Origin of the sequence: Aeromicrobium senzhongii (assembly GCF_014334735.1) — a bacterium.
Classification (GTDB): domain Bacteria; phylum Actinomycetota; class Actinomycetes; order Propionibacteriales; family Nocardioidaceae; genus Aeromicrobium; species Aeromicrobium senzhongii.
In genome coordinates, this window is the sequence record NZ_CP060587.1 from 521,507 (window position 1) to 544,481 (window position 22,975).

At 70.9% G+C, this 22,975-nt stretch carries 20 protein-coding genes; 13 read left to right on the plus strand and 7 right to left on the minus strand.

Annotated elements, in window-relative coordinates; genetic code table 11:
• The first annotated feature begins 12 nt into the window (after positions 1–12).
• Together H9L21_RS02660 and H9L21_RS02665 are read left to right on the plus strand one after the other, a co-directional pair.
• Positions 13–783 (plus strand): SDR family oxidoreductase, encoded by a 771-nt coding sequence (locus tag H9L21_RS02660; RefSeq protein ID WP_154595803.1) that lies wholly within the window; start codon positions 13–15, stop codon positions 781–783.
• A 149-nt stretch (positions 784–932) separates the two neighbouring features.
• Positions 933–2,486, plus strand: a complete 1,554-nt coding sequence (locus H9L21_RS02665; protein ID WP_154595802.1) for an ABC transporter substrate-binding protein — start codon at positions 933–935, stop codon at positions 2,484–2,486.
• A gap of 56 nt (positions 2,487–2,542) precedes the next feature.
• On the opposite strand, the gene H9L21_RS02670 is transcribed toward H9L21_RS02665, so the two are convergent.
• The gene (locus H9L21_RS02670) at positions 2,543–4,060 is read right to left on the minus strand and encodes an ATP-dependent DNA ligase (RefSeq protein ID WP_154595801.1); all 1,518 of its coding nucleotides are present in this window, start codon (positions 4,058–4,060) and stop codon (positions 2,543–2,545) included.
• 58 nt (positions 4,061–4,118) lie between these two features.
• Here H9L21_RS02670 and H9L21_RS02675 point away from each other — a divergent pair, with 58 nt between their 5' ends.
• Positions 4,119–4,736, plus strand: a complete 618-nt coding sequence (locus tag H9L21_RS02675; RefSeq protein WP_222865829.1) for a hypothetical protein — start codon at positions 4,119–4,121, stop codon at positions 4,734–4,736.
• A gap of 12 nt (positions 4,737–4,748) precedes the next feature.
• Here the strand turns inward: H9L21_RS02675 and H9L21_RS02680 are convergent, their stop codons facing one another.
• A complete protein-coding gene (locus H9L21_RS02680; RefSeq protein WP_222865830.1) occupies positions 4,749–7,934 on the minus strand; it encodes an acetyl-CoA carboxylase family protein in 3,186 nt (1,061 codons plus the stop codon).
• A gap of 86 nt (positions 7,935–8,020) precedes the next feature.
• On the opposite strand from H9L21_RS02680, the gene H9L21_RS02685 reads away from it, so the two are divergent.
• Complete coding sequence (locus H9L21_RS02685) at positions 8,021–8,626, plus strand: TetR/AcrR family transcriptional regulator (RefSeq protein WP_187411732.1); 606 nt, start codon at positions 8,021–8,023, stop codon at positions 8,624–8,626.
• 13 nt (positions 8,627–8,639) lie between these two features.
• Here the strand turns inward: H9L21_RS02685 and H9L21_RS02690 are convergent, their stop codons facing one another.
• The 3 genes from H9L21_RS02690 to H9L21_RS02700 form a co-directional block, all read right to left on the minus strand.
• Complete coding sequence (locus tag H9L21_RS02690; RefSeq protein ID WP_154595798.1) at positions 8,640–9,149, minus strand: thioesterase family protein; 510 nt, start codon at positions 9,147–9,149, stop codon at positions 8,640–8,642.
• Positions 9,146–10,807: an AMP-binding protein gene (locus tag H9L21_RS02695; RefSeq protein ID WP_154595797.1), complete on the minus strand. Its 1,662-nt coding sequence runs from the start codon at positions 10,805–10,807 to the stop codon at positions 9,146–9,148. Before H9L21_RS02695 ends, H9L21_RS02690 begins: the two co-directional genes overlap by 4 nt.
• A gap of 113 nt (positions 10,808–10,920) precedes the next feature.
• Positions 10,921–11,607 carry a TetR/AcrR family transcriptional regulator gene (locus H9L21_RS02700; protein ID WP_154595796.1) on the minus strand — a complete coding sequence of 229 codons (687 nt, stop codon included), beginning with the start codon at positions 11,605–11,607 and terminating at the stop codon, positions 10,921–10,923.
• A gap of 113 nt (positions 11,608–11,720) precedes the next feature.
• Here H9L21_RS02700 and H9L21_RS02705 point away from each other — a divergent pair, with 113 nt between their 5' ends.
• The 9 genes from H9L21_RS02705 (at position 11,721) to H9L21_RS02745 (ending at position 22,015) form a co-directional block, all read left to right on the plus strand.
• Positions 11,721–11,936 carry a biotin/lipoyl-binding carrier protein gene (locus H9L21_RS02705; protein ID WP_154595795.1) on the plus strand — a complete coding sequence of 72 codons (216 nt, stop codon included), beginning with the start codon at positions 11,721–11,723 and terminating at the stop codon, positions 11,934–11,936.
• A 200-nt stretch (positions 11,937–12,136) separates the two neighbouring features.
• A complete protein-coding gene (locus tag H9L21_RS02710) occupies positions 12,137–13,690 on the plus strand; it encodes an acyl-CoA carboxylase subunit beta (RefSeq protein ID WP_222865831.1) in 1,554 nt (517 codons plus the stop codon).
• A gap of 1 nt (position 13,691) precedes the next feature.
• The gene (locus tag H9L21_RS02715) at positions 13,692–15,371 is read left to right on the plus strand and encodes a class I adenylate-forming enzyme family protein (RefSeq protein WP_154595793.1); all 1,680 of its coding nucleotides are present in this window, start codon (positions 13,692–13,694) and stop codon (positions 15,369–15,371) included.
• On the plus strand, positions 15,368–16,885 hold the full coding sequence (locus tag H9L21_RS02720; protein ID WP_154595792.1) for an ABC transporter substrate-binding protein: 1,518 nt from the start codon (positions 15,368–15,370) through the stop codon (positions 16,883–16,885). Before H9L21_RS02715 ends, H9L21_RS02720 begins: the two co-directional genes overlap by 4 nt.
• Positions 16,886–16,911: 26 nt before the next feature.
• Positions 16,912–17,895 carry an ABC transporter ATP-binding protein gene (locus tag H9L21_RS02725; RefSeq protein WP_154595791.1) on the plus strand — a complete coding sequence of 328 codons (984 nt, stop codon included), beginning with the start codon at positions 16,912–16,914 and terminating at the stop codon, positions 17,893–17,895.
• A complete protein-coding gene (locus tag H9L21_RS02730) occupies positions 17,892–18,875 on the plus strand; it encodes an ABC transporter ATP-binding protein (RefSeq protein WP_154595790.1) in 984 nt (327 codons plus the stop codon). The genes H9L21_RS02725 and H9L21_RS02730 overlap by 4 nt, the downstream gene beginning before the upstream one ends.
• On the plus strand, positions 18,872–19,816 hold the full coding sequence (locus H9L21_RS02735) for an ABC transporter permease (RefSeq protein WP_154595789.1): 945 nt from the start codon (positions 18,872–18,874) through the stop codon (positions 19,814–19,816). Before H9L21_RS02730 ends, H9L21_RS02735 begins: the two co-directional genes overlap by 4 nt.
• Positions 19,816–20,670, plus strand: a complete 855-nt coding sequence (locus tag H9L21_RS02740; RefSeq protein WP_154595788.1) for an ABC transporter permease — start codon at positions 19,816–19,818, stop codon at positions 20,668–20,670. Before H9L21_RS02735 ends, H9L21_RS02740 begins: the two co-directional genes overlap by 1 nt.
• Before the next feature lie 4 nt (positions 20,671–20,674).
• Positions 20,675–22,015, plus strand: a complete 1,341-nt coding sequence (locus H9L21_RS02745; protein ID WP_154595787.1) for an acetyl-CoA carboxylase biotin carboxylase subunit — start codon at positions 20,675–20,677, stop codon at positions 22,013–22,015.
• 6 nt (positions 22,016–22,021) lie between these two features.
• On the opposite strand, the gene H9L21_RS02750 is transcribed toward H9L21_RS02745, so the two are convergent.
• Both H9L21_RS02750 and H9L21_RS02755 read right to left on the minus strand, forming a co-directional pair.
• Positions 22,022–22,600 carry a class I SAM-dependent methyltransferase gene (locus H9L21_RS02750; RefSeq protein WP_187411733.1) on the minus strand — a complete coding sequence of 193 codons (579 nt, stop codon included), beginning with the start codon at positions 22,598–22,600 and terminating at the stop codon, positions 22,022–22,024.
• Positions 22,597–22,974: an MmcQ/YjbR family DNA-binding protein gene (locus H9L21_RS02755; RefSeq protein WP_154595785.1), complete on the minus strand. Its 378-nt coding sequence runs from the start codon at positions 22,972–22,974 to the stop codon at positions 22,597–22,599. The genes H9L21_RS02750 and H9L21_RS02755 overlap by 4 nt, the downstream gene beginning before the upstream one ends.
• Between the last annotated feature and the right edge of the window lies 1 nt (position 22,975).

Sequence of the window (22,975 nt, forward strand, 5' to 3'; positions counted from 1 at the left end):
GTAAGGACCACCATGGACACGAATGCACTGTTCAGTCTCGAAGGCCGCTCGGCCCTCATCACCGGCGGCTCGCGCGGCATCGGCAAGATGATCGCGGAGGGCTTCCTGAGCCAGGGCGCGCGCGTCTACATCTCGGCCCGCAAGGCCGAGGCGTGCGACGCGACGGCCGAGGAGCTCTCGCAGTACGGCCAGTGCGTCTCGCTGCCGGCCGACGTCTCGACCCTCGACGGCATCAACGACCTGGTCGCCCGCTACCGCGAGCACGAGTCGAGCCTGGACATCCTGGTCAACAACGCCGGTGCCGCCTGGGGAGCCCCGTTCGACGAGTTCCCCGAGTCCGGCTGGGACAAGGTCATGGACCTCAACGTGAAGTCGCTGTTCTTCCTCACGAAGGCGCTGAAGTCGGACCTCGTCGCCGCGTCGGGCGATCACCTGGCGAAGGTCATCAACATCGCGTCGATCGACGGGATCAGCCTGAACCCGCAGGAGACGTACTCCTACCACGCGAGCAAGGCCGGCGTGATCCAGCTGACCCGCCGGATGGCCATCCGCCTGATCGAGGACCGGATCGCCGTCAGCGGCATCGCGCCGGGCGCGTTCGCCTCGAACATGAACAAGGACGCGCGCGATCGCGGCGACGAGATCAAGGCCGAGATCCCCGCGGGCCGCATCGGCGACCCCGAGGACATGGCCGCGGCAGCCATCTACCTCGCCGCGCGGTCGGGCGACTACGTGGTGGGCTCGACCATCACCGTCGACGGGGGCGTCACCCACGCCCGCTGACGCCGCTGTACCCAGCCCTCCCGGTCTCCCCACGAAGGAGATCGGGAGGGCTTTTCTAAAGTTGAACTCAATATTGACTCCAGCCGCCTAGTCCTTCAAGATGGGGCGAACGTGTGAGCACGATCACAGCCCCTTGGAGGAGAACGACGATGGCAAGAACCAGTGCAGCGGTGGTGCTCGGGACCGCCGCGGTGATGGCCCTGAGCGCCTGCGGAGGCGAGGCGAAGGGCTCGAACGGAGCGGCCGGAGCGGTGCCCGAGAGCCTCGTCATGGACCTGCGGAACGACATCGACACCTTCGATCCGGCGATCTCCTCGTCCGACCAGGGCTCGATGCAGCTGTTCGAGGCGCTCTACGACACCCCGGTCCGCCAAGACCGCAAGACCGGCGGCGTCGCCCCGGCGATGGCCACGAAGTGGGACGTCACGCCCACGAAGGTCGTCTTCACCCTGCGCCCCGACCTGAAGTGCAGCGACGGCTCGGACCTGCTGCCGTCGGACGTCGCCAAGAACATGCAGCGGCTCGCCGATCCGAAGTCCGGGTCGCCGTTCACGGGGCGCCTCTTCGGACCCGGTGGAGCCAAGTCGATCGTCGGTGACGACGAGGCCGACACCCTGACGATCGAGGTCAACCAGCCGCACGCGGACATGCTGGAGTCGATGACCAACGCGTTCGTCGTCTGCCCGAAGGGGCTGAAGGACGTCGAAGGCCTCGGCACCGCACCGCAGGGGTCGGGCCCGTACAAGATCGCGTCGATGAAGCGCGGTGACGAGTACGTGCTCGAGGCCTGGGACTCGCCGGCTCTCGGCGATGAGGAGGTGCCGGCGAAGATCACGATGCGCGTCGTGACGTCGGACTCCACCCGCGCCAACCTCTTCGAGACCGGCGCCACGGACATCGCCGCGATCCTCGGCCGCGACAACGAGCGGCTGGTGAAGGACAACGAGCCGATCCAGGGCAAGGCGTACGGCGCCGACGCCATCTCGTTCAACGAGCGCAAGGGGCGCCCGTTCGCCGACGAGCGCCTGCGCCGCGCCATCGCGCACGCCGTCGACCCGGAGGGGTTCACGAAGGCCGCCTCGTTCGGTCTGGGCGAGCCGACCCGGACGTTCATCACGCCGGACATGAACTGCTACACGCCGGAGAACGAGAAGTTCACGCCGGAGTTCGACCTGGACCGGGCGAAGGCGGAGCTCAAGGCGGCCGGGTACGGCCCGGGCGGCAAGGAGCTGACGATCGAGATGCTGGGCTACGACGTCCAGAACTCCGGACCGGAGTACCTGGCCGACGCAGTGCGCCAGCTGGGCGTCAAGGTCAACATCACCAGCGGCACGCAGGCCCAGGCGGCGGGCACGATCTACGGTGAGAACGAGAACTGGGACATGATCGTCTACCCGTACCAGACCGCGATCCGCACGCCCTTCCCCATGGCCACGAAGATGAGCTCGGTCTACGGCGAGGGTGGCGCGCTGAACTGGGGGCGCGTCGACAACGACACGTTCGACGCGATGGTCAAGGACCAGCTCTCGCGGGTGGAGGGTGATGAGCGCTGCAAGCTCTGGGGCGAGGCCGAGGCCGCGCTGCTGGAGCGGGTGGACTTCGTCCCGCTGATGATCCCCGTGGCGAACTACTTCAGCAAGGGACTCACCTTCGACGCGGGCTACCGCGTCGTGAACCTGCGCAGCATCCGCAACGCGGGCTGACGCCCACGAGCCAGCAGCCCCACCGGATCCCCCCTCCGGTGGGGCTGTTGTCGTCCTCAGGCGCTGGCGAGCGAGCGGACCGTCTCGATCGTGTCGGCCTCGGCCGGCTGCTTGTCGTCGCGGTAGCGGACGACGCGGGCGAAGCGCAGTGCCAGTCCGCCGGGGTAGCGGGTCGAGCGCTGGAGCCCGTCGAAGGCGATCTCGACGACCTGCTCGGGTCGCACGTGGACGACGTGTCCCTCGCGGTGGGTCTCGAGGGCGAGGAAGCGCTCGGTCTGCCAGGCGAGCATCTCGTCGGTCATGCCCTTGAACGTCTTGCCGAGCATCACGAACCCGGTGGGGGAGGACTCGTCGCGGGCGCCGAGGTGGATGTTGGACAGCCAGCCCCGGCGCCGGCCGGAGCCCCATTCGACGGCGAGGACGACCAGGTCGAGGGTGTGCACCGGCTTGACCTTGACCCAGGCCGCGCCGCGCCGGCCGGCCGCGTAGGGAGCGGAGAGGTCCTTGAGGACCACGCCTTCGTGGCCGGCGGCGACGGTCTCGGCGGCGAAGGCGTCCGCGGCCTCGACGTCGGAGGTGACGAGGCGTCGGACCCGGTGCGGCTCGGGCACGAGCGCGTCGAGGGCGGCGAGACGCTCGTGGCCGGGGGAGTCCAGCAGGTCGCGGCCGTCGACGTGGAGCACGTCGAAGAAGTGCGGCGTGATCGCGACACCGACGGCCTGGGCGGTGCGGCTGGCGGTGTCCTGGAAGGCCAGCGGGCGGCCGTCGTCGGAGAGCGCGAGCGCCTCGCCGTCGAGCACGAACCGGGTGGCCGGCAAGGACCGGGCGACCTCCACCACCTCGGGCAACCGCGCGGTGATGTCGTCGAGGCTTCGGGTGACCACGAGCACCGCGTCGCCGTCGCGGTGGACCTGGATGCGGATCCCGTCGAGCTTGGCGTCGACGGCGACCTCGGTGCGGCCGTCGGGGGAGAGGCCGGCCATCGCGGCGGCCACGTCGGGCGCGCTGGAGGCCAGCATCGGCATGACCGGCCGGCCGACCTCGAGACCGATCGCGGCCAGTGCCTCCCCTCCCTCGAAGGCGGCTGCGGCCGCGGCGACCGTGCTGCCGGCGAGCATCGCCGCTCGGCGGACGGTGGCCACCGGGACCTCGGCGACCTGCGCAACCGCCTCCTGCGTGACGGCGTCGAGCGCGCCCTGGCGGAGGTTGCCGGTGACGATCGCGCGCAGCCACGCCTGCTCGGTGCCGGTGGCGCGCCCGAACAACTCGGTGACGGCCTGCTGGCGCGCGCCCTGCGACCCGGGTCCGGACAACCGGGACATCGCCTCGAACGCCACGTCGACCTCGAGGACGCTGAGCGATGGCTCGTCGGCCGGCGGGACCGTCGCGCTCACGCCCCGCCAGCCCAAGCCGGTGCGTCGCTGGCGCAGCGCACCGCCGAGGTAGGACACGACGACCGCGAGCTCGTCAGGCTCGGTCCGGCGCAGCAGCTCCGCGAGCAGCGCGACCTTCGCCTTCCGCGAGCGGGTGGCGGCAACCTCGGACGAGGTGGCGACGAGCTCGGCGAGCAACATGCCCCCATCCTGCCGCTCGGCACGGACAGTCGCTGGCGCCGACGGGCAGGATGGATCCGTGGACGCCGGTCGGATCAGGGAGCGCTTCGTGGGCCGGATCGCCGGCGTCGGCAGCACGAGCGGCATCCGGGTGGTCGTCGGGCGTTGGGACTCCTCGCCGTGGGGTGCGTTCGCCGACGTGATGCTCGAGGACCCCACCGGACATCGCGTCCTGCTGGCGCCGTCCGATCGGGTGCGGGACTTCGTCGCGGCGACCTACGCGTTCGACGAGCACGTCATCGAGCCCGTGTCCGTGACGGACACGGCCGACGGGTGGCAGGTCTCGACGCCCTCGCTGTCGCTCCGGCTCGTGACCGGAGGCCGCACTCCGCTCGGCGCGCTGCTCGGACTCGTCCCGAAGCGAGTCGCGACCGCACCCGCGTGGTGCGGTGCGATCGACCCGATCGCGCGCGTCGTCATGCGCGGCGTGCGGACCCGCGGGACGGCCGGCAACGACCGCCGCGAGTGGTACGGCGCGACGTCGGTCGTCGCGGTGGACGCCATCGCCGGGACCTGGCGAGGGGCGGGCCTCGGGACGCTCGCCCCGGTCGACCCGCCGTGCCGCTTCGGCTTCTCGAGCACGCCGACGAGGCCCTCGGTGACGAGCGTCGTGACCACGATCGAGCGGCTCGCGTAGCCGCTCAGGCGGTCACCAGGTGTCGACGTAGCGGTGCGACCCCTCGCCCTGCCAGTCGCCGAGGGTCGCCACGATCCAGCGGCGGGTGTCGGCGGGGTCGATGACCTCGTCGAGCTCGAGCTTCATCGCACCGTTGATCGCCTTGCCGGCCTCGTAGTGCTGGGCGACGAGCTCCTCGTAGCGCTCGGCGCGGGCCTGTTCGTCCTCGATCGCGGCCAGCTCCTTGGAGAAGCCGAGCCGGACCGCGCCCTCGAGGCCCATACCGCCGATCTCGCCGGTCGGCCAGGAGAGGGTCGCCGTCGTCTGGGCGAAGCCGCCGGCGGCCATCGCCTGGGCGCCCAGGCCGTACGCCTTGCGCAGGACGATCGTCGTGAGCGGCACCGTGAGGTGCGACGAGATGACGAAGAGCCGGCTGAAGTGGCGGACCGTGGCGGTCTGCTCGGCGTCCGGCCCGACCATGAAGCCCGGGGTGTCACACAGTGACACGACCGGGAGTCCGTGAGCGTCGCACAGCTGCAGGAACCGGGCCATCTTGTCGGCGGCGTCCGCGTCGATCGCTCCGCCGAGGTGCGCGGGGTTGTTCGCGACGAGCCCGTACGGACGCCCCTCGATCCGCACGAGGGCGGTGATGGCGCCCACGCCGAACTCGCGGCGCAGCTCGAGCACGCTGTCGGTGTCGACGAGGTCCTCGATCACCCGGCGGATGTCGTAGACCTGCTTGCGGTTCTCGCCGATGGCGTGGCGCAGCCGCCGCTGGTCGGCGGCGGTCCACGTCCGGCGGCCGCCCTGGAAGTAGGACAGGTAGCGCTGCGCGACCTCGATCGCCTCGGCGTCGTCGGCGACGACGATGTCGACCACGCCGTTCGGGGCCTGGACCGACATCGGGCCGATCTGCTCGGGGGTGAAGACGCCCAGTCCGCCGCCCTCGATCATCGCGGGACCGGCCATGCCGAGGTTGGCGTCCTCGGTCGCGATGATGACGTCACAACAGCCCAGGAGAGCCGCGTTGCCGGCGAAGCAGCGTCCGGTCAGGATGCCGATGGTCGGGACCACGCCGCTGAGCGAACCCATCGTCGAGAACGTCCGCACGTTGAGTCCGGCGGCCATCAGGTCGGCCGTGTCGGTGTCGCCGGGGCGACCTCCGCCGCCCTCGGCGAAGAGGACGACCGGCAGTTTCCGGTCGCGCGCCAGCTCCAGCAGGCGGTCGGTCTTCTTGTGGTTGAAGTAGCCCTGCGTGCCGGCGAGGACGGTGTAGTCGTAGGCGAGCACGGCGCAGCGGTTCGCGGCGTCGTCGGTGCCGTTGATCGTGCCGAGGCCGGTGATGATGCCGTCGGCGGGAGTGTTGTCCATGAGGTCGTCGAGGCTGCGGCGCTGCCGCTGGGCGGCGACCGTCAGCGAGCCGTACTCGGTGAAGGTGCCCTCGTCCACGAGCAGGTCGATCCACTCGCGCGCCGTGAGGTGACCGCGGGCGTGCCGTTTCGCGACGGCGGTGGTCCGGGCGGCGTCGCGGGTGCGGGCGATCCGCTCACGCAGTTCGGCCAGGTCGGGACGGACGTGGTCGAGGTCGACCTCCGCGTCCTCGGCGTGCTGGTGGTCGACGGTGTCGTCGGGTGTGACCACGGCGATCGGCTGGCCGGCCGCCACCTGCTCACCGACCGCGACCAGCACCTCGGTGACGGTGCCGGCGAACCCGGCGGTGATCGGGTGCTCCATCTTCATCGACTCGAGGGTCGCGAGCGGCGTCTTCGGTCCGACGGTGTCACCGGGCTCGACCGAAACGGCCAGCACGGTGCCGCTCATGACCGAGGACACGGTGTCGGACTCCTCGGTGGTGCGCTCGGCGTCGGCCCGCTCGGCCAGGAGGCGGTCGAGCCACGCCGTGGTGACCTCGCCACTGCGGACGGCGTCGTGCGCGAACAGCTCGTGCAGCAGCGGGACGTTGGTCCGCACGCCCTCGATCCGCAGGGCGGCGACCGCCGCGTCGGCGTCGGCGCAGGCCGCCGCGTGGTCGCCCTCGGTGACGGTCACGACCTTCGCGAGAAGCGAGTCGAAGGTGCCGTCGGCGACGGTCCCGACCGAGATGCCGGTGTCGACCCGGACACCGTCGGGGGCCGAGAAGCCGGTGACGGTGCCGGTGGTGGAGACGACCGTGCCGCCGACGACCTCCTCGGCGTTGACGCGCGACTGGATCGCGACGACGCCCGGACGGGGCTGCACGTCGGTCGGCACACCCGCCTCGTCGAGCCCGTGGCCGGCCGCGACGAGCAGCTGGGCACGCACGAGGTCGGTCCCGGTGACCTCCTCGGTGACGGTGTGCTCGACCTGGAGCCGGGGGTTGACCTCGATGAACACGGCGTCGAGTGGGCCGCCGCGGCGCAGCAGGTCGGCGTTGACGAGGAACTCGACCGTGGCCAGGCCGCGGTAGCCCAGGGGAGCGACGAGGTCCTTGGCCCACGTGGTCAGCTGGTGCCGGTGGGCATCGGTCAGCGACGGGCTGGGGGCCACCTCGATCACCTTCTGGTGTCGCCGCTGGACCGAGCACTCGCGCTCGCCGAGCGTGACGACGCCCGAGCCGTCGCCGAGCACCTGGACCTCGATGTGCTTGGCGCTGGCGAGGAGCCGCTCGGCGTAGACCGCAGGGTTGCCGAAGGCCCGCTCGGCCTCGGAGCGGCACCGCTCGTACGCTTCGGCGAGATCCGCGGGGTCGGTCACGGGACGCATGCCGCGCCCGCCGCCACCGGAGACGGCCTTGATCATGATGCCGGAGGGGTGGCGCTCGAGCAGGGCGGCGACCTCGGCGAGCGAGGCGTCGCGGCCGGTCGCGTCGAGCACAGGAACGCCGTGGGTGACGGCATGCTCGCGCGCCAGGCCCTTGTCGCCGAACAGCTCCAGGATGCGCGGCTCGGGCCCGACGAAGCCGACGCCGGACTTCTCGCACGCAGCGGCCAGCTCGGCGCTCTCGCTGAGGAAGCCGTAGCCCGGGTGCACGAGGTCCGATCCGCTCAGGACGGCGGCCGCCACGATGCCCTCGACGTCGAGGTAACCCGCGACGCCGGATTGGGGGAGCAGCCAGCTGTCGCTGCCGGCGCCGGCGGCCTCGTCGGACGTGTGGACCCGCTGCGGCGTCCAGCCCAGCGCCTCCACCGCACGCTCGATCCGGACGGCGATCTCGCCGCGGTTGGCGATCAGGACCTTCATGGGCTCTCCTGGCATTGACAGTGGTGTCAATGCCCATCTTGGCCACTGTTGACACAGGTGTCAATGATCTGGCTAGGCTGACCCCCATGACACAGGGCTGGTCGGTGCGCGAGGACCGTGACCGTGCGGACGCCGAACGCCACCGCGAGTTGGTCGCCGCCGCGCGCTCGGCCTTCGAGGAGCTGGGCTACGGTGCCACGACGATCGCCGAGATCACCCGCCGCGCCGGCGTCAGTCGCGCGACGTTCTACGTGTACTTCGCGTCGAAGGAGCAGGTCTTCGCCGTCCTGGCGGAGCAGGTCCGGGATCGCTTCGTCCGGGCCCAGGACCTGAGCGGCGTCGACCGCGACGACGTCGAGGGCGTGCTGCGGCGCACGATCGCCACGACGCTGGAGGCCACGGTCGAGAACCTGGCGCTCATGACGGTGCTCAACCACCAGGCGGTCGCGGACGACGCGATCCGCGACCTGTGGCTCGAGATCCAGCGCGAGGCGGTCCACCGCACCGCCGGTTACGTGCGCCAGCAGGCACGCGCCGGACGCGTCTCGCCGGTCGCCGACCCGGAGGCGCTCGGCTACATGGGCGCCGGCATGAACGACCGGTATGCGCCCTTGGTCGTGTCCGGGGCCACGACCCCCGAGGTCGCGGTCGAGGAGATGCACCGCATCTGGATGGCCTGCCTCGGCCACTGACCCGGCGGGCGGGTCATCCGGGCCGTGAGGTGCCCAGCTGATGGCTGGGCGGCAGGGTCCAGTCCAGCGTCACGTGGTGCTCCAGTGCCGCGTCGACGCGCGCCGCCACGGCGGGCGCGAGCGGGGTGGTGCGGCGGGTGGTGAGGTCGACATAGGCCTCGACGAACTCCAGGGTGCTGGCGACCTGGCCCGTCGTGCGGTTGGCCAGGATCGTCACCGCGTGCATCGTCTTGGGACCGCGACCGAGGAACCTCAGGTGCACCGAGACCTCGTGCCCCACCAGGACCTCGTGGTGGAACTGCAGGTGGTGGGCCAGGCTGAACGAGCTCTGCCCGACGCGGACCACGTATGACTCGTCGAGGCCCAGGGCGCTCTTGAAGGCGACCTCGGCGCCGTCCATGTGCAGGTCGTAGTGGCCGCGCACGTTGACATGGCCGTTCATGTCCTCGAAGCGCGCCGGCGCAGGGCGGACGAGCAGGGTGCCCAGCTCGTCGAGCTGGGCCACCGTGGGGAGCGTGCTCACGCGTGGGCGCCGGCGTTCAGCGATGCGGCGTCCTCGGCCAGCTCGTTCTTGCGGACCTTGCCCGTCGCCGTCATGGGCAGCGATCCCAGGACCGAGACGAGCGGCACCTTGTAGGTGGCCATGTTGGCCCGGGCCCACGTGACGAGCTCGGCGGCCGTGACGTCGCTGTCCGGCCGCGGCACCACGAAGGCGACCGGGCGCTGGCCGGTGTCGGGGTCGTCGGTGGGGACGACCGCGACCGAGTCGACGGCCGGGTGCTGGGCGAGCAGCATCTCGACGTCGGCGGGGAAGACGCTCATGCCGTTGACCTTGATCATCTCCTTGCGCCGGCCGAGGTAGTGCAGGAAGCCCCGCTCGTCGATGCGGCCGTTGTCGCCGGTGTGGATCCAGCCGTCGACCAGCTGCTCGCGCGTGGCCTCCTCGTTGCGCCAGTAGCCGTCCGTGACGGAAGGGCTGCGCACGATGATCTCGCCGACCTCGCCCAGCGGGACGGGACGCTGCGTGCCGAGCTCGACGATGGCGATGTCGGTGCCGGGCACGGGCACCCCGCAGAAGACGGGCTCGGAGAGCAGGTCGTAGTCGTCCTCGGCGAAGCCGTAGGGGACACAGTCGATCGTGTGCGTCTCGGTCATCCCGTACGACGACTCGCGCAGCACGGAGCCCGGGACGCTCTCGGCCCAGCGACGGCGCACCTCGGGCGTCATCTTGCGGACGAACGACACGGCCTGCGGGTCGACCAGCGAGCTGAGGTCGTGCTGGGACAGGTCCTGGGTCTCCATCAGCTCGAGGTAGTTCTCGACCGTGCCGGTCATCAACGTGACCCGGTGGCGCTCGATCGCCTCGACGGCCTGGGCGGCGTCCCAGCGCGGCATCAGGATGCTGGTGCCGCCGAGGACGAACGGGATGAGGATGCCCAGGTCCTCGCCGGCGATCCAGAAGATCGGCAGGTAGCACAGCGAGACGTAGCTGCCGTCGTACGGCATGGCGGTCGCGGTGGCGGCGCTGGCGACGGTGTAGAGCATGTGCCGCTGGCTGTGCCGGCAGCCCTTGGGCATGCCGGTCGTGCCGCCGGTGTAGTTCAGGGCCGCCAGCGAGTCGAGGTCGCCGTCGTCGCCCGGGTACGGGTCGGCGCTCGACGCGGCGTCCCAGCTGAACTCGCCGTCGCCGTCGACGAGCAGGACCGGGATCGCCGGCACGCGGTCGGAGCAGGCGTCCAGCACCTCGGCCAGCCGGCTCGTCGTCACGACGAGGACGGGCTCGCTGTCGAGCAGCTCGTAGGCGAGCTCGGCCGGCTGGAACATGGGGTTGACGGGCACGTGCACGGCGCCCAGCCGCAGCACGGCCAGGAAGGCGATGGCGAACTCGGTGGAGTTGCCCAGGTAGATCGCCACGCGGTCACCGCGTCCGACGCCGTGCTGGGACATCCAGGTGGCCACGCGACGATGGGCCTCGTCGAGCTCGCGGTACGTGTACCGGGTGTCGCCCATCGCGAGGGCGAGGGTGTCGGGTCGTTCGCAGGCCCAGTGCGAGACGTGGGCCGGGATCGTGATCTCGCCGGCCGGGTAGACCACCTCGTCCGGGATGCCAGCGGGCCGGGCTGCCGACTGGAGCCGGCGGACCTCGGTCAGGTACTCGTCCAGGTTCTGGTGACTCGTCATGGGCCGGTGTGCCTCCGCAGGTGCAGGGGACGGCCGGACACGCGTGTGACGGCCGTCTCATTGACGTTGGTGTCAACGAGTGAAGCCGACTTTGACGTTCGTGTCAACACCCCTCAGCGGGACAGCGGCGTGGCTCCCGCGAGGGTGGTCGCCAGCTCGGCGTACTGGAACCCGATGGAGGTCGGGGTCCGGCTCGAGCCGTGCCGGTACCAGCGGGCGACGTCGACGCAGGCCGAGAGGATCATGATCTTGGTCCACTCCACGTCGGCGATCCGGAAGACGCCCTCGTCGCACCCCGCGCGCAGGATCTGCAGCACGTGCTCCTCGACGCCCCGCCGCAGGGTCCAGACGTCGGCGAACTCGGGCCCTCGGTGCAGCCGGACCTCGTACTCGATCGAGCGCGAGAGCAGGTTCATCTCGGCGTTCCAGGTGGCGAACGAGGCGACGCCGAGCCGCAGCTGCGTCAGCGGGTCGGCGCCTTGGCGGGCCGCGTCGCTGAACGCGCCCGTGGATGCGACGTGCCCGTCCAGGGCGATGCGATGGAAGAGCTCCTGCTTGGACGCGAAATGGATGTAGACCGCGGCGGGACTCATGCCGGACCGAGCGGCGATCTCGCGGGTCGAGGCGCCGTGGTAGCCCCGGTCGACGAACGCCAGGGTGGCGCCGCAGAGCACCTTGCGCGACGCGCCGGTGGCGCGCTCGCGCCAGAAGTCCTCGAGCCGTCGCTCGGCGTGCTCGCGATCGACGACGAGCGCCCGCGGCAGCTCGCAGTCGGTCCGGGGGTGAGGGGTCTTCGTCATCGTCCTGCTCCGTCCCGTCTGGGCGGCTGGGTGCTCGCGGCGACGTTCCGGGATCCAGCATAAGCGTATGCTTAGCCGCCATCTGCGAATCGTCGAATGGGAAGGACCGTGTCATGACCGATGTGCGCGCCGAATTGTCGGCCTCGGTGTTCAAGCTCGAGGTCGCGGTGGGGGACCGCGTCGAGCAGGACCAGCCCCTGCTCGTGCTCGAGTCGATGAAGATGGAGATCCCCGTGGTCGCGCCGCGCGCTGGCGAGGTTCAGGAGTTGCTGGTATCCGAGGGTGAAATGGTCGCTGAGGGTGCCGTCGTCGCACGCCTCGCCGACTGACCGCACCGTCTCGCACGCCGCCCGAGCCGCTCTGACGGCTCGGGCGGCGGTGTTTCATCGGAGATGAAATTGGTTTCAGTTTCCTCTTGCGCCGTGTGACGCCGATCACCTAAGTTGGCTGCTTGCAGGACCTAAGCGTTCGCTTAGATTCTTCGGTCAGCGTGGCGCCCGCCGCCTCGCTGGAGACGGAAAGGGCACCAGTGAGCCACGTGTGGTCCGACGAGATCGAGGAGATCGCCCGCCGACGCGGGTGGGCCGAGCTGCTCGGCGGCGAGGAGAAGATCCGCCGTCAGCACGCGACCGGTCGCAGCACCGTGCGGGAGCGCATCCTCGACCTGCTCGACGCCGACAGCTTCGAGGAGATCGGCGCGCTCGCGGGCTTCGCGACGGTCTCCGAGGACGGCACCACCGTGTCCGTGATGCCGGCGAACTTCCTCTTCGGCCTCGGCGAGATCGACGGCCGCCGGGTCGCGCTCGGTGCCGACGACTTCACCATCCGCGGCGGCGCGGCCGACGCGTCGATCATGGCCAAGCAGGTCGACTCCGAGCGCCTCGCCGCGGCGATGCGCGTCCCGCTCGTGCGCCTGGTCGAGGGCACCGGCGGCGGTGGCAGCGTCCGGATGGTCGAGGACGCGGGCTACACCTACGTGCCGGCCAACCCGGGCTGGGACGCCGTCGTCGAGAACCTCTCGGTCGTGCCGGTCGTGGCCGCGTGCATGGGGCCCGTCGCCGGGCTGGGCGCCGGCCGGGTCGCGATGAGCCACTTCAGCGTCCTGATCGAGCAGGTGGCGCAGATGTTCGTCGCCGGCCCGCCGGTCGTGAAGCACGCGACGGGCGAGCACCTCACCAAGGAGGAGCTCGGCGGAGCCGACGTGCACCGCCGCAGTGGCGCGATCGACCGCATCGTCCCCGACGAGAAGGCGGCGCTGCAGGCCGTGCGCGACTTCCTGTCCTACCTGCCGGCCAGCGTCCACGACGTCCCGCCGGTCGTCGCCGGAGCGGAGCCTGCGGGCTCGGCCGACGCGCTGGCCGACGTCGTCCCGCGGAACCGCCGCCAGCCGTACCGCCTGCGGACGATCCTCGACGCGGTCTTCGACGCCGGTTCGAACTTCGAGTACGCGGGATACGGGGCCTCGGTCTACACCGGGCTGGCCCGCCTCGACGGCCACCCGGTCGGCGTCGTCGCCACGGATCCGTACAAGGGCGCGACCATGACGCCCAACGGCGCCGACGCCCTCACCCGGCTGATCGACCTGTGCGAGACCTTCCACCTGCCGATCGTCAGCCTCACCGACCAGGCCGGGATGATGATCGGTCTGCAGGCCGAGAAGTCGGCCTCGATCCGTCGCGGCGCCCGTGCCGTCGTCGCGGCGTACCAGGCCCGGGTGCCCATGGCCGAGGTCATCGTCCGCCGGGTCTTCGGCGTCGGCGGCGCGGGCCAGATCAACCGCCACCGGTTCAGCCGGCAGTGGGCCTGGCCCTCGGGCGACTGGGGCTCGCTGCCCGTCGAGGGCGGCGTCGAAGCGGCCTACCGCGCCGACCTGGAGGCGTCCGACGACCCCGAGGCCCTCATGGCGCAGATCCATGCCCGGCTCGAGGTCGCACGCTCGCCGTTCCGGACTGCCGAGCGCTACGGCGTCCAGGACCTGATCGACCCCCGGTCCACCCGCGAGGTGCTCGTCCGGTGGGTCCACGACGCCTACCGCGTGGTCCCCGAGCTCGTCGGGCCGCCCTCCTTCGGGACGAGGCCGTGACATGACCGCAGCACACCTCTCCGGGGCCGAGCTGGAGCAGCTCCTGGAGTTCGACTTCGCGACCGCCGTGGACGCCTTGGACCACCACGTGGCGCACGCGCCCGACCGCCGGGCCGTCGTGTACGGCGAGACCGGCGAGACGCTGACGTACGCCGAGTTCGGCACCCTGACCGACCACGTCGCCGGCAACCTCGGGCGACTCGGGGTCGGCCCGGGGGACCGGGTCAGCCTGCTCACGACCAACCCGCTCGTCGCGACCGTGCTGATGTACGGGCTGTGGAAGGCCGGGGCCGTGTACGCGCCCGTCAACTTCCAGTACGGCGGCGACCTGCTGGCCTACCAGCTCGACGACACCCGCCCCGCCGTGCTGTTCGTCGACCGGGCCCTGCGCGAGCGGATCGACCAGATCGACGCCCAGCTCGAGTGCTCGCCGCGCGTCGTCGTGCTCGACGGGCTGCGCGACGGCGAGCTCGGCGACCTGCTGCGACCGGCCGAGCGGCCGTCGGTGCGGGTGCAGTTCGACGACCCCGCCAACGTCATCTACACCTCCGGGACGACCGGCCCCTCCAAGGGCGTCGTGCAGTCGCACCGGTGGATCAACGGCTACTGCTGGGTCGGTCGCAAGATGCTCACCCCCGACGACGTGGTCTACAACGACCTGCCGATGTACCACGTCGGTGGAGCGCACTTCAACGTCGTGCGCGCGCTGTGGTCCGGCGCGTCGGTCAGCCTGTGGGACCGCTTCAGCCCGAGCGAGTTCTGGCGCCGCGTGCGCGACGGCGGGTGCACGACGGCGGTGCTGCTCGACGTCATGACGCCGTGGCTGCTCAACGCCGAGCCGTCCGACGACGACCGCCGCAACCCGCTGAACAAGGTGCACATGCAGCCACTGCCGGCCAACCACCACGAATTCGCGCTGCGGTTCGGCATCGACTTTGTGACCTCGGGCTTCGGGCAGTCCGAGTCCGGCAACCCGCTGGTGACGCTGACGCGGCAGACCGACCCGGGGGAGGGCACCCCGGACGACCTCTACCGCGGCCTCTCCCACGCCCGGCTGCACGAGATCTTCGAGGAGCACGGCCTGCTCGTCCGGCGGGGCGCCGACCCCATGCCGAAGGGCATCATGGGCACGCCGACGCCGTTCCTCGAGGTGGCGATCCTCGACGACCGCGACCGGATCTGCCCCGACGGCGTCGTCGGCCAGCTGGCGCTGCGCCCCCGCGTCCCGTCACTCGTCCACGACGAGTACCTGGCCAAGCCCGAGGCGACCGTCAAGGCCTGGCGCAACCTGTGGTTCCACACCGGCGACGCGGCGCTGCGCGACGAGGACGGCGTCTTCGTCTACATCGACCGCCTGGGCGACCGCATCCGCGTCCGCGGCGAGAACATCTCCGGATTCCACATCGAGGAGCTGCTCGTGAAGCACCCCTCGATCGCCCTGGCCGCGGTCATCGCGGTTCCAGGTGCCGACGGCGACGAGGACGACGTCGTGGCGTTCGTCGAGGTGGCCGACGGGCACGACTTCGATCGCACCGCGATCGACCAGCACTGTCTCGACACGATGCCGAAGTTCATGCGGCCGCGTGACGTGATCCCGGTGGACCGGATCCCCCGGACCCCCACCAACAAGATCGAGAAGTACAAGCTGCGCAAGCAGTGGACGGAAGGGCAGGCATCATGACCATTCGATCCCGATGGGGGGCCGCCGCCTCGGCGGTGCTCCTCACTGTGCTCGCCGCCTGCGGTGGCGGCGGCGGGTCCGGCGACTCCGACCGGGCCCTGCGTGTGGCGGCGGCGTCCGACGCCTCGTCGCTCGACCCGATCCGCGGCAACGCGGGCACGGACCACGTGCTGCTCTACCCGCTCTACGACACGCTCGTCTCCTACTCGACGGGCCTCGAGCCCGAGCCCGGCCTGGCCGAGTCGTGGGAGCAGAAGTCGCCGACGGAGCTGACGCTCAAGCTGCGCGAGGGCCTGACGTTCCACGACGGCGAGCCGCTCGACGCCGAGGCGGTCGTCTACAACGCCGAGCGCGCGCTGGGCGAGGGCTCGAACATCCAGGCCGACCTGGCGTCTGTCGAGAAGGTCACCGCGGACGACGAGCTCACGGTGACCTACCACCTCAAGGCTGCGGACGCCTCGCTGCTGCTCGTGCTCGCGGACCGCGCGGGCATGATGGTCTCGCCGAAGGCCGCCGAGGCCGCCAGCGGCGACCTCAGCACCAAGCCCGTCGGCGCCGGTGGCTGGAAGTTCAAGGAGTGGAAGCGCGGCAGCGTCCTCAAGGTCACGAAGTTCGCCGACTACTGGGACACCGACGCCGAGCGCGTCTCCGCGATCGACTTCAACATCATCCCCGAGCCGAAGACCCGGGTGACCTCGCTGCGCTCCGGTCAGCAGGACGTCGCGATGGAGATCTCGCCGTCCGACAGCGACGCGCTCGACAAGGCCGACAACGTCTCGCTCGACGCGTCGCCGCGCGTGAACCTCAACCAGGTCTACCTGAACAAGGCGGCGCCCGAGCTCAGCGATCCCGACGTCCGCAAGGCGCTGTCGCTCGCGATCAACCGTGAGGCACTGCTCAAGAGCGGCTACTTCGGCCGGGGCGTCATCGCCGACGGCATCGTCCCCGGCGGGGACTACTGGGCCGCGCCGCCGGCCTCGGTGAAGTCCGAGTACGACCCCGACCGGGCGAAGCAGCTGCTCGCGCAGGCCGGCAAGAGCGACCTGTCGTTCGACATGATCGCCAACGCCGACTCCGCGACGATCCGCGTGGCCGAGATCCTCAAGGAGCAGTGGGCGGCGGTCGGTGTGACGGTGAACCTGCGCCCGCTCGAGATCGTCCAGGCGACGAACGACTACTTCAACGACCGCAAGGCGCCTGCCCTGCTGTCGCAGTGGACCGGTCGTCCCGACCCCGCGATGAGCTACCGCCTGATGTTCTCGGGCGAGGGCTACTTCAACACCTCGGACGAGGGCACACCCGGTCTGGAGAAGGCGCTCGGCCAGGCCGACGTCTCGACCGAGCCGCAGGCGCGCAAGCCCGGACTCGACGCTGCCGCCGAGGCGGTCTTCGCCGACACGCCGTGGCTGCCGCTGGTGTTCGGCGACTCGCTCGTCGGACTGGGCGACGACGTCAAGGGCTTCGAGGGCAACCTGCTCGGCAAGCCGAAGTTCATCGGGGTCAGCCTCGGCTGAGCCGAGGCCAACAGGAGGTGACGGTCATGCCACTGCTCACGGTCGAAGGACTGCAGGTCCACTTCGGTCAGCACGAGAACCAGGTCCAAGCCCTGTACGACGTCGATCTGACGATCGAGCCGGGCGAGATCGTGGGACTCGTCGGCGAGAGCGGAAGTGGCAAGACCGTCACCTCCCTGGCCCTGATGGGCCTGCTCGATCCGCGATCCTCGCGGATCGAGGGCCGGGCGGTCCTGGACGGAACGCCGCTGTGGGACGAGAAGGGCGAGCGCAGAACCGCGCGTCGTGACGTCCCCATGGCCATGGTCTTCCAGGAGCCGATGACGGCGCTGGACCCCGTGTTCACGGTGGGCTACCAGCTCATCGAGACCCTGCGGGTCCGGCGGGGGATGGGCAAGGCCCAGGCCCGCACCGAGTCCCTCTCGCTGCTCGATGCGGTCGGCATCTCCGATCCGAAGGCGCGCATGCGCGCGTACCCGCACGAGCTCTCCGGCGGCATGCGCCAGCGCGTCATGATCGCGATCGCGCTGGCCTGCGACCCGAAGCTGCTCATCGCGGACGAGCCCACCACCGCCGTCGACGTGACGATCCAGGCTCAGCTGCTCGACCTGATCAAGTCCCTGGCGAAGGAGCGCGGCATGGCGGTGCTCTTCGTGACCCACGACCTGGGCGTCGTCTCCGAGACGTGCGACCGGATGATCACGATGTACGCGGGCCGGATCGTCGAGCGCGGCCCGGTCGCCTCGGTGCTGGCCTCGCCGGGTCACCCCTACACCGCGGGTCTGCTGGCGGCACTGCCGTCGCCGGAGTCGCGCGGCGGTCGGCTCGCGACGATCCCCGGTCGCGTGCCGCCGCCCGGATCGGTGGTGGAGGGGTGCGTGTTCCGTCCGCGGTGCCCCTTCGCCGCCGACGAGTGCGCCCTGCCGCAGCAGCTGCTGCCGCTCTCGGACGCACGCGAGGTCCGCTGCATCCGCTCACACGAACTCGACTTCGAAGGAGTCGCCTCATGACTGCATTGCTGTCCCTCGAGGACGTCTCGGTGCGGTTCCCCATCGGAGGTCGCCGGCACGTGACCGCGGTCGACGGCGTGAGCCTCGAGCTGCGCGAGGGCGAGACCCTCGGCCTGATCGGCGAGAGCGGCTCGGGCAAGTCCACGGTGGCCCGTGCCGCGATGGGCCTGGCGCCCGTCAGTGGCGGCACGGTGCGCTGGCGGGGCGAGGACGTCTCGCGCTTCAACGCCAAGCAGCGCCGGGAGTTCAACCAGTCGGTCCAGATGGTGTTCCAGGATCCGCACAGCGCACTGGACCCGCGGCGCACCATCTTGCAGAGCGTCCGCGAGCCGCTGGACGTCATGGGTCGCGGCGACAAGCGCGGGCGCGAGGACATCGCCGCCAAGGCGCTCGAGGACGTCGGCCTGCCCACGCAGATGCTCAAGCGGTATCCGCACCAGCTCAGCGGCGGCCAGAAGCAGCGCGCCAACATCGCCCGGGCGCTGGTGACCGACCCCAAGCTCCTGATGTGCGACGAGTCCGTGGCGGCACTCGACGTCGCGCTGCAGGCCGAGATCCTCAACCTGCTGCAGGACCTGAAGGCCGAGTACGAGCTGACCATCTTGTTCATCAGCCACGACCTGTCCGTCGTCAGCTACCTCGCCGACCGGATCAGCGTCATGTACCTGGGCAACATCGTCGAGAACGCGACCACCGAGTCGCTCGTCGGTCGCAGCCGCCACCCCTACAGCGAAGCGCTCCTCTCGGCGCAGCCGCTCGTGCACGACTCCTCCGCGGGCCGGCGGATCGTGCTGAAGGGCGACATCCCCAGCCCTGTGTCGCCCCCGCCGGGCTGCCGGTTCAACACCCGCTGCCAGTTCGCGCAGGAGGGCTGCCGCCAGGAGAAGCCCGAGCTCCTGGAGGTCATGCCGGGCCACTGGTCGGCCTGCCTGCGCGTGGACGAGCTCTACGGAGCGACGGCCGGAAGGACGGCGTCATGAGGATCCTGCGCGTGGTCGGGACGTGCCTGCTCTCGGCCGTCCCGACGCTCATCCTGGCGACCTTGATCGTCTTCCTGCTGCAACGGCTGATCCCCGGCGACCCCGCCGTCGCGATCGCGGGCGACTACGCCACCCCCGAGAACCTCGCCCGCATCCGCGAGGAGCTGGGCCTGGACCAGTCGCTCGTGATGCAGTACCTGACCTGGATCGGCAATGCGTTCACCGGCGACCTGGGCACCTCGTTCCAGACCGGCGAGTCCATCACCGCGCTGGTCCTGCAGCGGCTGCCCGTGACTCTCGTGCTGACGACCATGGCTCTGGCCGTCGCGGTCCTGATCGGCCTGCCCGCGGGCGTCTGGGCCGCCCAGAAGGTCGACACGAGCTTCGACCGGTTCCTCACGACGGCGGCCACCGCCGGCATCGCGATCCCCAACTTCTGGCTCGGCATGATGCTCATCATCGTGTTCGCGCTGACACTCGGCTGGTTCCCCGGTCCGGGCGGCGTCAGCTTCGAGGCCGGCTTCGGCCAGGCGATCCGCGGCATGGTGCTGCCGGCGCTGGCGCTGGGCCTGGTCGGCGGTGCCGAGATCTGCCGGCAGGTCCGCAGCGCGATGGTCGAGAGCCTCTCGACCGACTACGTCCGCACGCACCGGGCGAAGGGACTGTCGACCCGCAACATCGTGTGGAAGCACGCGTTGAAGAACTCCAGCCTGCCGTTCGCCACGATCGTGGGCCTGCAGGTGTCGCGCCTGATCGGCGGCGCCGTCGTCGTCGAGGCGGTCTTCGGACTGTCCGGCATCGGCTCGCTCGCGGTCGAGGCGACCAACCAGCGCGACTACGGCGTGATCCAGGCGGTGGTCTTCGTGGCCGCGGTGATCGTCCTGTTGACGAACCTGATCGTCGACGTCTCGTACCGACTGCTCGATCCGAGGATCTCCTGATGTCCGCCGTTGCCGCACGCGTCCAGCCCACGACCACTCGCCGCCGGGCGGGCCGGGTCTCGGTGTGGACCAGCTATGTGATCCTGCTCGTCGTCGCCCTGGTGGTGGTGTTCGCCGACGCGCTGGCGCCGTATGCGCCGAACAAGCAGGACCTCGACGCGATCTTGCTGCCCATGAGCGGCGAGCACTGGCTCGGCACCGACGACCTGGGTCGCGACGTGTTCAGCCGGATGCTGGTCGGGACCCGGGTCTCGGTGCTGGCGGCCCTGCTGGCGGTCGCGATCTCGGTGGTGATCGGCCTGCCGCTGGGCATCGCCGCCGGGTGGCTCGGCGGTCCGACCGACCTGGTCGTGATGCGCGTCGTCGACGCGGTCATGTCGTTCCCCGCGATCGTGCTGGCGATCGGTATCACCGCCACGATGGGGCCCGACATCACGACGGCCATGATCTCGGTCGGCATCGTGATGTCGCCCGCGATCCTGCGACTGGCCCGCGCCCAGACGATGGCGATCCGGTCCGAGACCTACATCGAGGCCGCGAAGTCCTTCGGCGCCCGCGGGCTGCGGCGGATGGTCCTGCCGCACGTCCTGCCGAACATCATCCAGCCCGTGCTCGTGCAGGTGGCGGTGCTGATGGGCTTCGCCCTGATCGCCGAGGCGAGCCTGAGCTTCCTGCAGCTGGGGGTCCAGCCGCCCACGGCCTCGTGGGGCGCGGTGCTGTCGCGGGCGTACACGTTCCTGGACCAGGCGCCGATGCAGATCTTCATCCCGGGCATCGCGATCGCCGCGACCGTGTTCTCGTTCAACATCATCGGCGACGAGATCCAGCGCCTGCTCGACCCGAAGCGGAAGTGACGCCATGACCACGGTCTTCATCGCCAACCGCGGCGAGATCGCCGCCCGGATCCTGCGCACCGTGCAGGAGCTGGGGTACGTCGGGGCCGTCGCCCATCCCGAGGTGGACGCCGACCTGCCCTACGTGACCTCGGCCGACGTCACCGTCGGGCTGACCGGGCCACGGAACTTCGGCGACGTCGAGGCGATGGTCTCGGCCGCGCGGGCGGTCGGTGCCGAGCATGTGCATCCCGGCTACGGCTTTCTGTCCGAGAACTCCCGGTTCGCCCGCGCGGTCGAGGCGGCGGGCATGACGTTCGTCGGCCCGTCGGCCGACGTCATCGAGTCGATGGGCGACAAGGCCGGCGCCCGGACCGCGGCCGTGAAGGCCGGTCTGGCGGTCGCCGCCGGCTCCGACGGAGCGGTGGCGTCGCCGGCGGACGCCGCGCGGGCGGCCGAGATCGCCGGCTATCCCGTGATGCTGAAGGCCGTCGCCGGCGGCGGCGGGATCGGGATGGCGGTCGTCCGTGACCCCGACGGGCTCGAGCGGGCGTTCACCTCGGTGACCGGCCGCGCCGCGTCGGTGTTCGGTGACGAGCGGGTCATCGTCGAGCGCTTCATCGAGCGCTCGCGCCACGTCGAGGTCCAGGTCATGGGCCTGCCCGACGGCCGGGCCATCGCCCTGTCCGAGCGGGACTGCTCGGTGCAGCGCCGGCACCAGAAGGTCGTCGAGGAGAGCCCGTCCCCGGCCCTGCAGCCCGCGGCGCGCGCCGCGCTGCTCGAGCAGGCGGCGGCCCTCGCCGAGGCCGTCGGGTACGTCGGCGCGGGAACGGTCGAGTTCATCCACGACCTCGATTCGGGGGAGTCCTACTTCCTCGAGATGAACACGCGCCTGCAGGTCGAGCACCCGGTCACCGAGCTGGTCCACGGCGTCGACCTCGTCGCGTGGCAGCTGGCGATCGCCGCCGGCGACTCAACCGTGCCCTCGTACCACGTCGAGCCGCGCGGGCACGCGCTGGAGCTGCGGCTCTACGCTGAGGACTCCCAGCGGTTCCTGCCCCGGCCCGGCACGATCACCGCGTGGCGGATGCCGTCGGGCGAGGGGATCCGGGTGGACGCGGGGTACCGCGAGGGCAACACCGTGACCCCGTTCTTCGACCCGCTGCTGGCCAAGATCGTGGTCACGGCGCCGACCCGGGCGCAAGCCCTGGCGCGGGCACGCGAGGCGGTGGCGTCGACCGTCGTCGAAGGACCGGGCTGCAACCTGGAGTTCCTGGCGCGGGTGCTCGACGAGCCCGAGTTCGTCGACGCCACGCACGACACCGGCATCGTCGAGCGGATGGGTCCGGGGCGGCCCCGTCCGTGACGCCGGTCAGGGACGACGGGCCGACAGCACCCGGAAGCCCTTGCTGCTGGCGACCCGCTCGGTGGGGTAGCCCTGGTCGACGAGCCAGCGTTGCAGGGTGTCGGCGCCGAGGTTCTTGCCCACGACCAGACGCGCCTCGCCCTCGGTCTTGAGCCGAGGCAACCAGGTCAGCAGCAGCTCGTGCAGGGCGTCCTTGCCGATGCGGATCGGAGGATTGGACCAGATCGCGTCGAACCGCAGGCCGGACGGAACCTGGTCGGGCAGCGCCGGGTGCACGTCGAGCCCGGCCGCGTTCTGCGCCATGAGCTCGAGCGCGCGCTCGTTGACGTCGACGGCCCACACGGTGCTGCCGGCCTCGGCCAGCGAGCAGGCGATCGGACCCCAGCCGCAGCCGAGGTCGAGCACGACCGAGCCGACCGGGGGCGGGGTGCTCTCGGAGAGCAGGATCGCGGTGGCCTTGTCCAGCGAGCCACCGGAGAACACCCCGGTGGAGGTCACGTACTCGCGGCGGTTGCCCCAGACCTCGACCGTGACGGTGCGGCGCTCGTCGTCGGTGCGGGGCGTGGCGTCGAAGTAGTGGCTCACGCGTCGGGCTCGTTCTCGGCGGTCCAGGCGGCCAGCACGGACGGCGTGGCCGTGACGCGCCAGGCGTCGGTCAGCAGCTCGCGCAGCTCGACCGGATCGATCTCGCCCGGGCGGAACAGGACGACGTTGGGCGAGCGGTCGCGCAGGTGGTCGTTGGTGTGGAACGGCGTGGCGGCGTCCTGGATCAGGGCCTCGGCCTCGTCGCGGTCGACCTTGATCGCGACGCAGCCGGGGGAGTCGTCACGGTCGCGCCACCAGGCCACGAGTCGCCCGCCGGTCTTGACCCCGGGCATGCCCCACGACGTACTGGCCTCGGTGTCGGGGAACCCCAGCAGGAAGGCCTCGATGTCGGTCCACGTCGTCGCCGCATCCATG

Excerpts from the sequence above, each read along its gene's own strand:
- H9L21_RS02660 (WP_154595803.1), top strand. The coding sequence starts at position 13 with ATGGACACGAATGCACTGTTCAGTCTCGAAGGCCGCTCGGCCCTCATC.
- H9L21_RS02665 (WP_154595802.1), top strand. The coding sequence starts at position 933 with ATGGCAAGAACCAGTGCAGCGGTGGTGCTCGGGACCGCCGCGGTGATG.
- H9L21_RS02670 (WP_154595801.1), bottom strand. The coding sequence starts at position 4,060 with ATGTTGCTCGCCGAGCTCGTCGCCACCTCGTCCGAGGTTGCCGCCACC.
- H9L21_RS02680 (WP_222865830.1), bottom strand. The coding sequence starts at position 7,934 with ATGAAGGTCCTGATCGCCAACCGCGGCGAGATCGCCGTCCGGATCGAG.
- H9L21_RS02685 (WP_187411732.1), top strand. The coding sequence starts at position 8,021 with ATGACACAGGGCTGGTCGGTGCGCGAGGACCGTGACCGTGCGGACGCC.
- H9L21_RS02695 (WP_154595797.1), bottom strand. The coding sequence starts at position 10,807 with ATGACGAGTCACCAGAACCTGGACGAGTACCTGACCGAGGTCCGCCGG.
- H9L21_RS02700 (WP_154595796.1), bottom strand. The coding sequence starts at position 11,607 with ATGACGAAGACCCCTCACCCCCGGACCGACTGCGAGCTGCCGCGGGCG.
- H9L21_RS02705 (WP_154595795.1), top strand. The coding sequence starts at position 11,721 with ATGACCGATGTGCGCGCCGAATTGTCGGCCTCGGTGTTCAAGCTCGAG.
- H9L21_RS02715 (WP_154595793.1), top strand. The coding sequence starts at position 13,692 with ATGACCGCAGCACACCTCTCCGGGGCCGAGCTGGAGCAGCTCCTGGAG.
- H9L21_RS02720 (WP_154595792.1), top strand. The coding sequence starts at position 15,368 with ATGACCATTCGATCCCGATGGGGGGCCGCCGCCTCGGCGGTGCTCCTC.
- H9L21_RS02725 (WP_154595791.1), top strand. The coding sequence starts at position 16,912 with ATGCCACTGCTCACGGTCGAAGGACTGCAGGTCCACTTCGGTCAGCAC.
- H9L21_RS02730 (WP_154595790.1), top strand. The coding sequence starts at position 17,892 with ATGACTGCATTGCTGTCCCTCGAGGACGTCTCGGTGCGGTTCCCCATC.
- H9L21_RS02735 (WP_154595789.1), top strand. The coding sequence starts at position 18,872 with ATGAGGATCCTGCGCGTGGTCGGGACGTGCCTGCTCTCGGCCGTCCCG.
- H9L21_RS02740 (WP_154595788.1), top strand. The coding sequence starts at position 19,816 with ATGTCCGCCGTTGCCGCACGCGTCCAGCCCACGACCACTCGCCGCCGG.
- H9L21_RS02745 (WP_154595787.1), top strand. The coding sequence starts at position 20,675 with ATGACCACGGTCTTCATCGCCAACCGCGGCGAGATCGCCGCCCGGATC.
- H9L21_RS02755 (WP_154595785.1), bottom strand. The coding sequence starts at position 22,974 with ATGGATGCGGCGACGACGTGGACCGACATCGAGGCCTTCCTGCTGGGG.